General features: G+C 63.9%; 11 protein-coding genes. 7 read left to right on the plus strand and 4 right to left on the minus strand.

Annotated elements, in window-relative coordinates:
• Positions 1 to 305 precede the first annotated feature (305 nt).
• Entirely contained in the window at positions 306 to 2,111 is a 1,806-nt protein-coding gene (locus J0I79_RS32580) for an IlvD/Edd family dehydratase (protein WP_292869495.1), read from the minus strand.
• Positions 2,112 to 2,258: 147 nt separating this feature from the next.
• On the opposite strand from J0I79_RS32580, the gene J0I79_RS32585 reads away from it, so the two are divergent.
• A complete protein-coding gene (locus J0I79_RS32585; protein ID WP_292869498.1) occupies positions 2,259 to 2,708 on the plus strand; it encodes a carbon monoxide dehydrogenase subunit G in 450 nt (149 codons plus the stop codon).
• A 30-nt stretch (positions 2,709 to 2,738) separates the two neighbouring features.
• Here J0I79_RS32585 and J0I79_RS32590 read toward each other — a convergent pair whose 3' ends face one another.
• Positions 2,739 to 3,917 carry an Mrp/NBP35 family ATP-binding protein gene (locus J0I79_RS32590; RefSeq protein WP_292869500.1) on the minus strand — a complete coding sequence of 393 codons (1,179 nt, stop codon included), beginning with the start codon at positions 3,915 to 3,917 and terminating at the stop codon, positions 2,739 to 2,741.
• 155 nt (positions 3,918 to 4,072) lie between these two features.
• Between J0I79_RS32590 and J0I79_RS32595 the strand changes: the two genes are divergently transcribed.
• From J0I79_RS32595 to J0I79_RS32620, 6 genes are all read left to right on the plus strand, one after another.
• Complete coding sequence (locus tag J0I79_RS32595; RefSeq protein ID WP_292869503.1) at positions 4,073 to 4,972, plus strand: LysR family transcriptional regulator; 900 nt, start codon at positions 4,073 to 4,075, stop codon at positions 4,970 to 4,972.
• 134 nt (positions 4,973 to 5,106) lie between these two features.
• Positions 5,107 to 5,586, plus strand: coding sequence for a formate dehydrogenase subunit gamma (locus tag J0I79_RS32600; protein WP_292869506.1), 480 nt, complete (start codon positions 5,107 to 5,109; stop codon positions 5,584 to 5,586).
• Positions 5,583 to 7,139 carry an NADH-quinone oxidoreductase subunit NuoF gene (locus J0I79_RS32605; protein ID WP_292869509.1) on the plus strand — a complete coding sequence of 519 codons (1,557 nt, stop codon included), beginning with the start codon at positions 5,583 to 5,585 and terminating at the stop codon, positions 7,137 to 7,139. The genes J0I79_RS32600 and J0I79_RS32605 overlap by 4 nt, the downstream gene beginning before the upstream one ends.
• Before the next feature lie 10 nt (positions 7,140 to 7,149).
• Positions 7,150 to 10,026 (plus strand): formate dehydrogenase subunit alpha, encoded by a 2,877-nt coding sequence (gene fdhF, locus J0I79_RS32610; protein ID WP_292869512.1) that lies wholly within the window; start codon positions 7,150 to 7,152, stop codon positions 10,024 to 10,026.
• Positions 10,027 to 10,028: 2 nt separating this feature from the next.
• Positions 10,029 to 10,859 carry a formate dehydrogenase accessory sulfurtransferase FdhD gene (gene fdhD, locus J0I79_RS32615; RefSeq protein ID WP_292869515.1) on the plus strand — a complete coding sequence of 277 codons (831 nt, stop codon included), beginning with the start codon at positions 10,029 to 10,031 and terminating at the stop codon, positions 10,857 to 10,859.
• A complete protein-coding gene (locus tag J0I79_RS32620; protein WP_292869518.1) occupies positions 10,849 to 11,160 on the plus strand; it encodes a formate dehydrogenase subunit delta in 312 nt (103 codons plus the stop codon). The genes fdhD and J0I79_RS32620 overlap by 11 nt, the downstream gene beginning before the upstream one ends.
• A 111-nt stretch (positions 11,161 to 11,271) precedes the next feature.
• On the opposite strand, the gene J0I79_RS32625 is transcribed toward J0I79_RS32620, so the two are convergent.
• Positions 11,272 to 12,699, minus strand: coding sequence for a gamma-aminobutyraldehyde dehydrogenase (locus J0I79_RS32625; protein WP_292869521.1), 1,428 nt, complete (start codon positions 12,697 to 12,699; stop codon positions 11,272 to 11,274).
• A gap of 105 nt (positions 12,700 to 12,804) precedes the next feature.
• Positions 12,805 to 13,138, minus strand: a 334-nt coding sequence (locus tag J0I79_RS32630; protein WP_292869524.1) for an ABC transporter permease subunit, incomplete at its 5' end; no start/stop codon positions are given.

The following is a 13,138-nucleotide window of genomic DNA, read 5'->3' on the forward strand; positions in this document are numbered from 1 at the left end:
AGGGAAAGACGAGGGCGATCAATCTCTAGCTCGACCCGTCAAACGGTCAGCATTTCACCGATCCGACCCTCGCCGCTGAGGGAGGGCGGCTACCCTCTCCCAGCGGACTCTTCTTCGCCCATTCGGCAGCGAAAGTCATAAGACAAGCATGAATCACACAGAACCGTAACCGGTTTCGAGGAGCCGCCAGCAGGAGCGCGACACGCTGGTGGTCAGGGCACCGGTTCAGCAATGCATAACGGCCAGGTCCGGAGACCTGGCCGTCGGCAAATCTGGCAGCGCAAACGGTGTTCGGCGATGCCGTATCAGTGATTGTCCCGGGGAACGCCGCTTGTATGCGCGACATCCTGGTATTTCACCGCCGGCTTCAGCACCATTCCCTGGTCGAACTGGTCGACCATGCCGCGCTGGATTTCCTGCCACGGCGTCTGGTGCTTGGGATAGTGATAGCCGCCATTGCCCTGCAGCGCAGCACGCCGCTTGGCGATCTCGTCGTCGCTGACCAGGATGTTGGCGGTGCCTTTCCTCAAGTCGATGCGGACGCGGTCGCCCGTCTTGAGCAAGGCAAGCCCGCCGCCGACCGCGGCTTCCGGCGAGGCATTCAGGATCGACGGCGAACCCGACGTGCCGGACTGGCGGCCGTCGCCGATGCAGGCCAGCGAATGGATGCCCTTCTTGATGAGATAGGCCGGCGGCTGCATGTTGACGACCTCGGCGCCCCCGGGATAGCCGACCGGGCCGGCGCCGCGCATGAACAGGATCGTGTGCTCGTCGATGCCTTGCGCCGGATCGTCGATGCGGGCGTGGTAATCCTCCGGTCCGTCAAAGACGATCGCCTTGCCTTCGAAGGCTTCGGGATCGTTCGGGTTGGACAGGTAACGCTCGCGGAATTCCGGCGAGATGCCGCTCATCTTCATGATCGCGGAATCGAACAGATTGCCCTTGAAGTTGATGAAGCCGGCATTGGCCTTCAGCGGCTTGTCGACGCTGTGGATGACGTCGGCGTTCTCATTGGCGACGCCCTTGCAATTGTCGCCGATCGACTTGCCGTTGGCCGTCAGGGCATCGGGATGGGGCAGCATTCCAGCCTTCATCAGTTCAGCCACCACGGCGGGCACGCCGCCTGCATGATGATAGTCTTCGCCGAGATATTCGCCCGACGGCTGCAGGTTGACGATAAGCGGCACCTTGAGGCCGATCGACTGCCAGTCGTCATTGTCGAGCGGCACGCCGAGATGGCGGGCGATCGCGTTGAGATGGATCGGCGCGTTGGTCGAGCCGCCGATGGCCGAATTGACGACGATGGCGTTCTCGAAAGCCTTGCGCGTCATGATGTCGGACGGCTTCAGGTCCTCATGCACCATGTCGACGATGCGCTTGCCGGTCTCGTAGGCGATCTGGCCGCGCTCGCGGTAGGGCGCGGGAATGGCGGCCGAGCCAGGCAACTGCATGCCGAGCGCCTCGGCCAGCGAGTTCATCGTGGTGGCGGTGCCCATCGTGTTGCAGTAGCCGGTGGAGGGCGCCGAGGAGGCGACGATGTCCATGAACTCGTCATAGTCGATCTCGCCGGCCGACAGGCGCTGGCGCGATTCCCAGACAATGGTGCCGGAACCGGTGCGCTTGCCCTTGTGCCAGCCGTTGAGCATCGGGCCGACCGAGAGCGCGATGGCCGGAATGTTGACGGTGGCGGCCGCCATCAGCAGGGCCGGCGTGGTCTTGTCGCAGCCGATGGTCAGCACGACGCCGTCGAGCGGATAGCCGTAGAGCACCTCGACGAGACTGAGATAGGCAAGGTTGCGGTCGAGCGCCGCGGTCGGACGCTTGCCGGTCTCCTGGATCGGATGGCAGGGGAATTCGAAAGGAATGCCGCCCATCGAGACGATGCCTTCGCGCACCCGCTTGGCAAGCTCGATATGGTGCCGGTTGCAGGGCGACAGATCCGAGCCGGTCTGGGCGATGCCGATCAGCGGCTTGCCCGACATCAGCTCGGCGCGCGTCAGGCCGTAATTCAGGTAGCGCTCAAGATAAAGCGCCGTCATGCCCGGATTGTCGGGGTTGTCGAACCACTCCTGCGAGCGAAATTTCTTCTTCCTGGTGGGGGCGCCTGCCATCGTGGTCTCCGCATTTGTATGACAAATCCCTAGGACAACGCGCTGATACAGGCAAGAGGAGGTGCTGCCCGAATCAGGACTTTGGTGCCGGTGGACTTGCGTTGGACCCTACGTTACGCCTTTTTGGAATAGCGCCGGGAGATATTCATGGCTTTGGTGATGGAAGGCGAAGAACGCATCGCAGCCCCTGTCCAGAAGGTCTGGGAGGCGCTGAATGATCCGGAAATCCTAAAACAGGCCATTCCCGGCTGCCAGAGCCTGGACATGAATTCACCGACAGAAATGGCGGCGACCGTGGTGCTGAAGATCGGGCCGATCAAGGCGACCTTCAAGGGCGAGGTGACGCTGAAGAACCTGAAGCCGCCGCACGCCTACACGATCCAGGGCGAAGGCAAGGGCGGCATCGCCGGCTTTGCCAAGGGCGGCGCCGACGTGACGCTGACCGAGGACGGGCCGGATGCCACGGTGCTAAAATACACCGCCAAGGCGGAAGTCGGCGGCAAGATCGCGCAGCTTGGCAGCCGATTGATCGAATCGACATCGAAGAAACTGGCAGGGCAGTTTTTCTCGACGTTTGGTGAGAAGGTGGGCGCTTGACCCTCCCCCTTGAGGGAGGGGGTATCCGCGCTACTCGAATACGATACTCGGCACCGCCGCTTCGGCGGCGCCGCGTTCCTCATTGACCCGGTCCCAGACCCTGGACGCAATCTCGCGATAGGTCTTCGCCGCCGGCCCATCGGGCTTAGAGACCACAACCGGCGCGCCGGCGTCCGAGCTTTCGCGGATGCCCATCTCCAGCGGCACTTCACCTAGGAAAGTGACGCCGAGCCGCTCGGCTTCGCGGCGCGCCCCGCCATGGCCGAAGATGTCGTAGCGCTTGCCGGTGTCCGGCGCGATGAAATAGCTCATATTCTCGACGATGCCGAGCAACGGCACGTCGACTTTCCTGAACATGTTCAAACCTTTGCGGGCATCGATCAGGGCGAGATCCTGCGGCGTCGAAACGATGACGGCGCCAGCCAGCGGCACCTGCTGGGCCATGGTCAGCTGGGCGTCACCGGTGCCGGGCGGCATGTCGACGACGAGCACGTCGAGCCGGCCCCACTCGACCTCGCGCAGCATCTGGGCAAGCGCCGACATCACCATCGGGCCGCGCCAGATCATCGGCGTCTCCTCGTCGACGAGGAAGCCCATCGACATTACCTTGAGGCCGTAATTCTCCATCGGCTTCAGGATCTTGCCGTCGACCGTCTGCGGCCGGCCATGGATGTTGAGCAGCTTGGGCATGGATGGGCCGTAGATGTCGGCGTCGAGCACGCCGACGCGCAGGCCGTTGGCGGCAAGGCCAAGCGCGAGGTTGACGGCTGTGGTCGACTTGCCGACGCCGCCCTTGCCGGAGGCAACGGCGATGATCGCCTCGATGCCGGGCACCCCGCGCTTGCCCTGGCTATGCGAGGGCGGGGCGTGCGGAGCGGGACGCGGCGCGGCTGCGGGCGGGGCCGGCGGCGCGGGTCTCGGCACCGGACGGGCCGGAACTGGCGCTTCCATGCCGCCGCCTTTCTTTTCCGCCGTCAGCGCCACGACGGCGCCGGCGACACCAGGGATAGCCTTCACCACCCGTTCGGCGGCGGCGCGCAACGGCTCCATTTCCTGGGCCCGGGCGGCGGGAACGGTGATCGAGAAGAAGACTTTCGAATCGGCGATGAAAATCTCCGAGACCATGCCTAGATCGACGATGTTGCCGGTAAAGTCAGGCCCGTTGACCGTCTTCAGACGCTCGGTGACGATTTCCTTGGTGACGGACATGACGGCATTCCTCAGCGATGGCTAACCTAAGACGGCGGCTGGCCTGAGATAATGCAGTTTCAAGGCAGAACCAAGCGATCGCTTTGATGCTGACAGGCGCCTGCTGCTATGGCAGCCTCTCAACGATGATTGACCGGCATGATTGAAAGACTGGCATGATCGACAAGCTGGAATTCTTCATCGCGCTGGCCAAGGAAGAACATTTCGGCCGCGCCGCGGAAGTGTGCGGCGTCACCCAGCCGACGCTGTCGGCCGGCATCAAACAGCTCGAGGGGCAACTCGGCGTCATGCTGGTCAATCGCGGATCGCGTTTCCAGGGACTCACACCCGAAGGCAAGCAGGTGCTGGTTTGGGCACGCCGGATCGTCGGCGATTCCAGGACTATGCGCGAGGAGATGCGCGCGGCGCGCCACGGCCTTTCCGGCCGCATCCGCATTGCCGCCATCCCAACCGCGCTCGCCATGGTGGCGCGGCTGACGACGCCGTTTCGTGAAAAGCATCCGGGCGTCACCTTCTCGATCCTGTCGCGAACCTCGATCGAGGTGCTGTCGCTGCTCGGCAATTTCGACGTCGACGCCGGCATCACCTATCTCGACAACGAACCGCTCGGCCGGGTAACCAGCGTGCCGCTCTATGACGAGCGCTATCAACTGATAACGGCGGTCGGAAACCCCTACTCCGACCGCGACAAAGTGACATGGGCCGAGCTTTCGAGCCTGCCGCTCTGCCTGTTGACGCCGGACATGCAGAACCGCCGCATCATCGACCAGCATCTGGCCGAGGCCGGCGTGCAGGTGCGGCCGACGCTGGAATCCAATTCGATGATCGTGCTGTTCTCGCATATCCGGACCGGCAAATGGTCATCAATCATGCCGCTCAACCTGGCGGAAACATTCGGCTTTTCCGAGCCGATCCGGGCCATTCCAATCGTCGAGCCGGATGCCAGCCACACGGTCGGGCTGGTGGCGGCGCCGCGCGAGCCGCACACGCCGCTGGTGCAGGCGCTGCTGGACGAGGCGATGGCGCTGGCAGACGATTTCCGCACCCATCGCTAGGTTAGACAATGCAGGCTGAGGCCGCTTGATAGGAATTTTCTATCGAGCGACGATACCGCTTTATTGATTTCCGAGGTTTCCTCTGATTTCTTAAGCACTTAGCGCTAGACGCAACGACCCAGGGAGGGCACTGCATGACGATGCAGGCCGCAAGTACCGAGATCGCATCGCGCACCGCCGCGATCATTCACGAGATGAAGGGCCTCGAAGGCCCGCTGCTGCCGATCCTGCACGGCATCCAGGAAGAATTCGGCCATGTGCCGCAGGCGTCGCTACCGGTGATCGCCGAAGCGCTGAACATCTCCAATGCGGAAGTCCACGGCGTCGTCACCTTCTATCATGATTACCGCAGCCATCCGGCCGGCCGGCATGTGCTGAAAGTCTGCCAGGCGGAAGCCTGCCAGTCGATGGGCTCGGACGCCGTTGCCGCCAAGCTCCAGCAGTTGCTGGGCATCGGCTTCCACGAGACGACCCGCGACGGATCGGTCACCCTGGAGCCGGTCTACTGCCTTGGCCTGTGCGCCTGCGCGCCCTCGGCGATGCTGGACGGCCAGGTGATCGGCCGGCTCGATGACGAAAAGCTCGAAGAAATCGTCGCGGAGGCGCGCTCATGATCCCGCGCATCTATATTCCGGGCGATTCCGGCGCGCTGGCGCTGGGCGCCGAAAAGGTCGCCAAGGCAATTGCCAGTGAGCTCGCCGAACGTGGCATCGAGGCCAAGATCGTGCGCAACGGCTCGCGCGGCGCCTATTTTCTGGAGCCGATGGTCGAGGTCGCGACCGCCAAGGGCCGTGTCGCCTACGGGCCGGTCAAGCCGTCCGACGTCAAGAGCCTGTTCGACAGCGGCTTCCTCACCGGCGGCCATCACAAGCGCTGGCTCGGCGCCCCCGACAAGATTCCGTTCCTGGCCAAGCAGACACGCCTGACCTTCGCTCGCTGCGGCATCAACGATCCGCTGTCGCTCGACGCCTACAAGTCGCTCGGCGGCCTGAAAGGCCTGCAGAACGCGGTGGCGATGGCGCCGGCAGATGTCGTCAAGCAGGTCACCGAGTCCGGCCTGCGCGGGCGCGGCGGCGCCGGCTTCCCGACCGGCATCAAGTGGAAGACGGTGCTCGACGCCACCGCCGACAAGAAATACATCGTCTGCAACGCTGATGAGGGTGACAGCGCCACCTTCGCCGACCGCATGATCATGGAAGGCGACCCCTTCGTGCTGATCGAAGGCATGGCGATCGCCGGCGTCGCCACCGGCGCGACCAAGGGTTTCGTCTATATCCGCTCGGAATACCCGCATGCGGTGGCCATGATGAACAGGGCTGTCGAGGTCGCCCGCAAGGCCGGGGTGCTCGGGCTCAATGTTCTGGGTTCGCCCAATGCGTTCGACATGGAAATCCGCGTCGGCGCCGGCGCCTATGTCTGCGGCGAGGAAACCTCGCTCCTGAACAGCCTGGAGGGCAAGCGCGGCGTGGTGCGCGCCAAGCCGCCGCTGCCGGCGATCCAGGGCCTGTTCGGCAAGCCGACGGTGATCAACAACGTCATCAGCCTAGCTTCCGTGCCCATCATCATGGATAAGGGCGCGGCCTTCTACAAGGATTTTGGCATGGGCCGCTCGCGCGGCACGATCCCGATCCAGATCGCCGGCAACGTCAAGAATGGTGGCTTGTTCGAGGCTGCCTTCGGCATGACGCTGGGCGAGATCGTCGACGACATCGGCGGCGGCACGGCAACCGGCCGGCCGGTCAAGGCGGTGCAGGTCGGAGGCCCGCTCGGCGCCTATTTCCCGCGGGCGCTGTTCAACACGCCGTTCGACTATGAAGCCTTCGCCGCCAAGGACGGGCTGATTGGCCATGCCGGCATCACCGTGTTCGACGACACGGCGGACATGCTGAAGCAGGCGCGCTTTGCCATGGAATTCTGCGCCATCGAAAGCTGCGGCAAGTGCACGCCCTGCCGCATCGGCTCGACGCGCGGCGTCGAGACCATCGACAAGATCGCCGGCGGCATCGAGCCGGAGAAGAACATCGCTCTGGTCACGGACCTCTGCAACACCATGAAGTTCGGTTCGCTCTGCGCGCTTGGCGGCTTCACGCCCTACCCGGTCATGAGCGCGCTCACCCATTTCCGCGATGATTTCAAACCGGCACCCGTCGCCGAAGCAGCAGAATAGGAGCCATACAATGGGTCTCATTCAGGAAATCGACTTCGGCACCCCGGCCTCGACCTCCGAAAAGCAGGTGACGCTGACGGTCGACGGCTTCACCGTCACCGTACCGGAAGGCACTTCGATCATGCGCGCCTCGATGGAGGCGGGCATCGCCATCCCGAAGCTTTGCGCCACCGACATGGTCGATGCGTTCGGGTCCTGCCGGCTCTGCCTGGTCGAAATCGAGGGCCGTAACGGCACCCCCTCCTCCTGCACGACGCCGGTGGCGCCGGGCATGGTGGTGCACACCCAGACCGGCAAACTCAAGGACATCCGCCGCGGCGTGATGGAACTCTACATTTCCGACCATCCGCTCGACTGCCTGACCTGTGCTGCCAACGGCAATTGCGAATTGCAGACCCAGGCCGGCGTCGTCGGGCTGCGCGATGTCCGTTACGGCTATGAGGGCGACAACCACGTCTTCAAGAAGAATGACGGCGTCGAGAACTTCCGCTGGATGGCGAAGGACGAATCCAACCCGTACTTCACCTATGATCCGTCGAAATGCATCGTCTGCTCGCGCTGCGTGCGCGCCTGCGAAGAGGTGCAGGGCACCTTCGCGCTGACCATCGAGGGCCGCGGCTTCGGCAGCCGCGTTTCGCCCGGCATGCATCAGCCTTTCATCGATTCCGAATGCGTGTCCTGCGGCGCCTGCGTGCAGGCCTGCCCGACGGCGACCCTGTCGGAAAAGTCGCTGATCCAGATCGGCCAGCCGGAGAATTCGAAGGTCACCACCTGCGCCTATTGCGGCGTCGGCTGCCAGTTCAAGGCCGAGATGCGCGGCGACGAACTGGTGCGCATGGTGCCCTACAAGGACGGCAAGGCCAATCGCGGCCACAGCTGCGTCAAGGGCCGCTTCGCCTATGGCTATTCGACCCACAAGGATCGCATCCTGAAGCCGATGATCCGCGAGAAGATTTCCGATCCCTGGCGCGAAGTGTCGTGGGAAGAGGCGCTGACCCATACCGCCAACGAGTTCCGCCGCATCCAGTACCAGTATGGCCGCACTTCGATCGGCGGCATCACCTCCTCGCGCTGCACGAACGAGGAAACCTATCTGGTGCAGAAGCTGATCCGTCAGGGCTTCCGCAACAACAATGTCGACACCTGCGCCCGTGTCTGCCACTCGCCGACGGGCTATGGTCTCGGCCAGACCTTCGGCACCTCGGCCGGCACGCAGGATTTCGATTCGGTAGAACACACCGATGTGGTGATGGTGATCGGCGCCAATCCGGCGTCGGCGCATCCGGTGTTCGCCTCGCGTCTGAAGAAGCGGCTGCGCAAGGGCGCCAAGCTGATCGTGCTCGATCCGCGCCGCACCGAGATGGTCAAGTCGGCGCATATCGAAGCCGAGTATCATCTGCCGCTGAAGCCGGGCACCAACGTCGCCGTGGTCACCTCGCTGGCGCATGTCATCGTAACCGAAGGCCTGTTCAACGAGGCCTTCATTCGCGAACGCTGCGACTGGGACGAATTCCAGGACTGGGCCTCGTTCGTGGCGTTGCCGGAAAACAGCCCCGAAGTGGTCGGCAAGCTCGCCAATGTCGACCCGGACCTGATTCGTGGCGCTGCCCGGCTCTATGCGCGCGGCGGCAACGGCTCGATCTATTACGGCCTCGGCGTCACCGAACACAGCCAGGGCTCGACCACCGTCATCGCCATCGCCAACCTTGCCATGGCGACCGGCAATATCGGTCGCAAGGGCGTCGGCGTTAACCCGCTGCGCGGCCAGAACAATGTGCAGGGCTCTTGCGACATGGGTTCGTTCCCGCACGAGCTGCCGGGCTATCGCCATATCTCGGGCGATGCGGTGCGCGACATCTATGAAAGCCTGTGGGGCGTGAAGCTGGACGACGAGCCGGGCCTGCGCATCCCCAACATGCTGGATGCCGCCGTCGACGGCTCGTTCAAGGGTCTCTATGTCCAGGGCGAAGACATCCTGCAGTCGGATCCCGATACCAAGCATGTCGCCGCCGGCCTTGCCGCCATGGAATGCGTTGTCGTGCAGGACCTGTTCCTCAACGAGACGGCGAACTACGCGCATGTCTTCCTGCCCGGCTCGACCTTCCTTGAGAAGGACGGGACCTTCACCAACGCCGAGCGCCGCATAAACCGCGTCCGCAAGGTGATGTCGCCGAAGAACGGCCTGGCCGACTGGGAAGTGACGCAGAAGCTCGCGCAGACCATGGGGCTCGACTGGAACTACCAGCATCCGTCCGAAATCATGGACGAGATCGCCAAGACCACGCCGAGCTTCGCCAAGGTTTCCTATGCCTATCTCGAGGAAATGGGCTCGGTGCAGTGGCCCTGCAACGACAAGGCGCCGCTCGGCACGCCGATCGTCCACGTCGACGGCTTCGTACGGGGCAAGGGCAAGTTCATCCGCACCGAATATGTGGCTACCGACGAGAAGACCGGACCACGCTTCCCGCTGCTGCTGACCACCGGCCGCATCCTCAGCCAGTACAATGTCGGCGCGCAGACGCGGCGTACCGACAACGTCATGTGGCACTCGGAAGACCGGCTGGAAATCCATCCGCATGATGCCGAGAACCGTGGCCTGAGGGATGGTGACTGGGTACGGCTGACCAGCCGCTCGGGTGAAACCACACTGCGGGCGTTGATCACCGACAAGGTTTCGCCCGGCGTGGTCTACACCACCTTCCATCACCCGGACACGCAGGCCAACGTCATCACCACCGACTTCTCCGATTGGGCAACCAACTGTCCGGAGTACAAGGTCACGGCTGTTCAGGTCGGTGCTTCCAACGGCCCGACCGAGTGGCAGCGCGACTATAACGAGCAGGCCGAGCAGAGCCGGCGCATCGCTCCGCTGCAGGCGGCGGAGTAGACTTGGCCGCCGGCCGCAAAGCAACGACGCAGATATCCCGGCTGGCGCATCGCGCCACCGGGACTGCGGCGGCCAACCGGATGGTGCCGGAGGAGACGCCGGTGGCGTTCTCGTTCGCCGGCACGACGCATGCGGTGATGATGGCAAGCCCGGCCGACTTCGAGGATTTTGCGCTCGGCTTCTCACTGACCGAAGGCATTATCGGAGAGCCCGAGGAAATCGAGGCGATCGAGGTCGAGGACCACGGCGCCGGCATAGACATCCAGATCCGGCTCAAGGACCAGGCCAATACGCGCTTCGAAGCACGGCGGCGCAGACTTGCCGGCCCGGTCGGCTGCGGCTTGTGCGGGATAGAATCCATCGAGGAGGCAATGCGCTCCGTCGATGCCGTCGGTGCGTCAAAGCTTACGCTCGATGCCGACGATATCGCCCGTTCCGTAAGGCTTCTTTCCAAGCTGCAGCCGCTGCACAGCGAGACCGGAGCGGTCCACGCGGCAGGCTTCTACATTCCCGGCAAGGGCGTCGTCATGGCGCGCGAGGATGTCGGCCGCCATAATGCGCTGGACAAGCTGGCGGGTGCCTTGGCGAAGGCCGGCATGGACGGCGCTTCGGGCGCCGTCGTCGTGACATCGCGCGTATCGGTCGAGATGGTGCAGAAAACGGCGGCGATCGGTTCGGCCTTCATCATCGCGGTCTCGGCGCCGACAGCACTTGCCATCCGCACCGCCGAAGCCGCCGGCATGACGCTGGTGGCGCTGGTGCGCGGCGACGATTTCGATGTTTTCACCCACCCCGACCGGGTGGCCCCGGGAGTTGCCCAGCATGTCGCATGACGAAGATCACATCATGAGCACCAAGGAAAAGCTGGTGCGGATGGCCAACCAGATCGCGGATTTTTTCCACTCCAGGCCGCGCGAGGAAGGCGTGGCGGGCGTGGCGGATCACATCAACAAATTCTGGGAGCCACGCATGCGCCGGCAGTTTTTCGAGATGCTTGACGCAGGCACCGAGAATTTCGATGAACTCGTCATCGCCGCGTCCGCCAGGATCAAGCGGCCGATCACGCCGGCGGAGGCCGATCTCAAGCTCGGGCTCAAGCCGTCTCCCGGCGACGCGGCGGCGTCGCAGGGATAGGGTTGAGGCGGCTTCCCGGCACGTGGGTCGACCACGGTGACGGAGGTTTGCACCGCCCCTCATCCGGCCCTTCGGGCCACCTTCTCCCCGTGAACGGGGAGAAGGGAATACCTAGCCATGCGCCACCATCACATGCCGCACGGCGGTGTAGTCCTCGAGTGCGTAGAGCGACATGTCCTTGCCGTAGCCGGACTGTTTCAAGCCGCCATGCGGCATCTCGTTGGTCAGCATGAAGTGAGTGTTGATCCAGGTGCAGCCATATTGCAGGCGGGCGGCGGTCGACATGGCGCGCGAAACGTCCTTCGTCCACACCGATGAAGCAAGACCATAGTCGCTGTCATTGGCCCAGTTCACCGCCTCGTCGACGTCGGTGAAGCGGGTGATGGAGACGACCGGGCCGAACACTTCGCGGCGCACGATCTCGTCCTCCTGCAGGGCGCCGGCGACGACGGTCGGCTGATAGTAGAAGCCGGTGCCCTCGCCCGGCTTGCCGCCGGTGGTGATCTCGATGTGCTTCAGTTCCGAGGCGCGCTCCACGAAGCTCGATACGCGGTCGCGCTGGCGGCGCGAGATCAGCGGGCCGATCTCGTTCTCGGTGTCGTCAGGCAGATTGTATTTGATGGTCGAGACGGCCGACGACAGGTCGGCGACGAGCTTGTCGTAGACCTTCTTGCCGGCATAGATGCGGCAGGCGGCGGTGCAATCCTGGCCGGCATTGTAGTAGCCGAAGGCCCGCAGCCCGTTGACCACCGCGCCGAGGTCGGCGTCGTCGAAGACGATGACCGGCGCCTTGCCGCCGAGTTCCAGGTGCGTGCGCTTGACCGACTTGGCGGCCGCCTGCAGCACCTTCTTGCCGGTGGCGACATCGCCGGTGATCGAGATCATGTTGACCTTGGGGTGGTTGATCAGTGTGTTGCCGACGCTGTCGCCGCGGCCGAGCACGACATTGACGACACCCTCGGGCAGCACGTCGGCAAGGACCGTCGCCAGTTTCAGGGCGGTCAACGGCGTCTGCTCCGACGGCTTGAAGACCACCGTGTTGCCGCCGGCGATCGCCGGCGCCAGTTTCCAGGCCATCATCATCAACGGATAGTTCCACGGCGCGATGGAGGCGACGATGCCGATCGGGTTGCGCCGGACCATCGAGGTGTGGCCAGGCAGGTATTCGCCGGCGACGACGCCTGGCATGGAGCGAACGGCTCCAGCGAAGAAGCGGTAGCAGTCGACGATCGCCGGGATTTCGTCGTTGAGCACGGCATTGATCGGCTTGCCGCAGTTCAGCGCCTCCAGCGTAGCGAACTCCCTGGCTTCTGCTTCGATGCGGTCGGCGATCCTGAGGAGATAACCGGAGCGCTGCGCCGGCGTGGTGCGCGACCACGAGACGAACGCCCGTTCGGCCGCGCTGACAGCCGCCTCGATCTGCGCCTGGCTCGCCTCGGGAAGGTTGAGAATGGTCGCCCCGGCCTTCGGATTGAGGATCGGCTCCTCGGTCTCGGTGCCCTTCTCGAATTTCGAGCCGATCAGCATCTGGGTGTCCATGTGGGTTTCTCCCTTTGTAGGAGCGAGTAGCGAATAGCGAGTAGCGGATAGGGTTTGACCTTCGATGTCCCCTATTCGCTATTCGCTACTCCCTATTCGCTGTTTTCATTTTCCACTCCCGGCGATCTGGTCGCCGTCGCGGGTCAGGTAATAGGCAAAGAGGATCGGAAGCAGCGTCACCAGCACCACGACCATGGCCACGACATTGGTGACCGGGCGCTGGCGCGGGCGGATCAGCTCTTCCAGCATCCAGATCGGTACGGTCTGCTGCTGGCCGGCGGTGAAAGTGGTGACAATGACCTCGTCGAAGGACAGCGCGAAAGCCAGCATACCGCCGGCGAGCAGCGCGGTGGCGATGTTGGGCAGCACGACATGCCGGAAGGTCTGGAAGCCGTCGGCGCCAAGATCCATCGAGGCCTCGATCATCGAGCCCGAGGTG

The sequence above is a fragment of the Mesorhizobium sp. genome (assembly GCF_017306585.1).
Lineage (GTDB): Bacteria > Pseudomonadota > Alphaproteobacteria > Rhizobiales > Rhizobiaceae > Mesorhizobium.

Bases quoted from the DNA above. Each gene is read 5' to 3' on its own strand.
- J0I79_RS32585 (WP_292869498.1), top strand. From the start codon at position 2,259: ATGGCTTTGGTGATGGAAGGCGAAGAACGCATCGCAGCCCCTGTCCAG.
- J0I79_RS32580 (WP_292869495.1), bottom strand. From the start codon at position 2,111: ATGGCAGGCGCCCCCACCAGGAAGAAGAAATTTCGCTCGCAGGAGTGG.
- J0I79_RS32605 (WP_292869509.1), top strand. From the start codon at position 5,583: ATGATCCCGCGCATCTATATTCCGGGCGATTCCGGCGCGCTGGCGCTG.
- J0I79_RS32600 (WP_292869506.1), top strand. From the start codon at position 5,107: ATGACGATGCAGGCCGCAAGTACCGAGATCGCATCGCGCACCGCCGCG.
- J0I79_RS32595 (WP_292869503.1), top strand. From the start codon at position 4,073: ATGATCGACAAGCTGGAATTCTTCATCGCGCTGGCCAAGGAAGAACAT.
- J0I79_RS32590 (WP_292869500.1), bottom strand. From the start codon at position 3,917: ATGTCCGTCACCAAGGAAATCGTCACCGAGCGTCTGAAGACGGTCAAC.
- J0I79_RS32625 (WP_292869521.1), bottom strand. From the start codon at position 12,699: ATGGACACCCAGATGCTGATCGGCTCGAAATTCGAGAAGGGCACCGAG.
- J0I79_RS32620 (WP_292869518.1), top strand. From the start codon at position 10,849: ATGTCGCATGACGAAGATCACATCATGAGCACCAAGGAAAAGCTGGTG.
- fdhF (WP_292869512.1), top strand. From the start codon at position 7,150: ATGGGTCTCATTCAGGAAATCGACTTCGGCACCCCGGCCTCGACCTCC.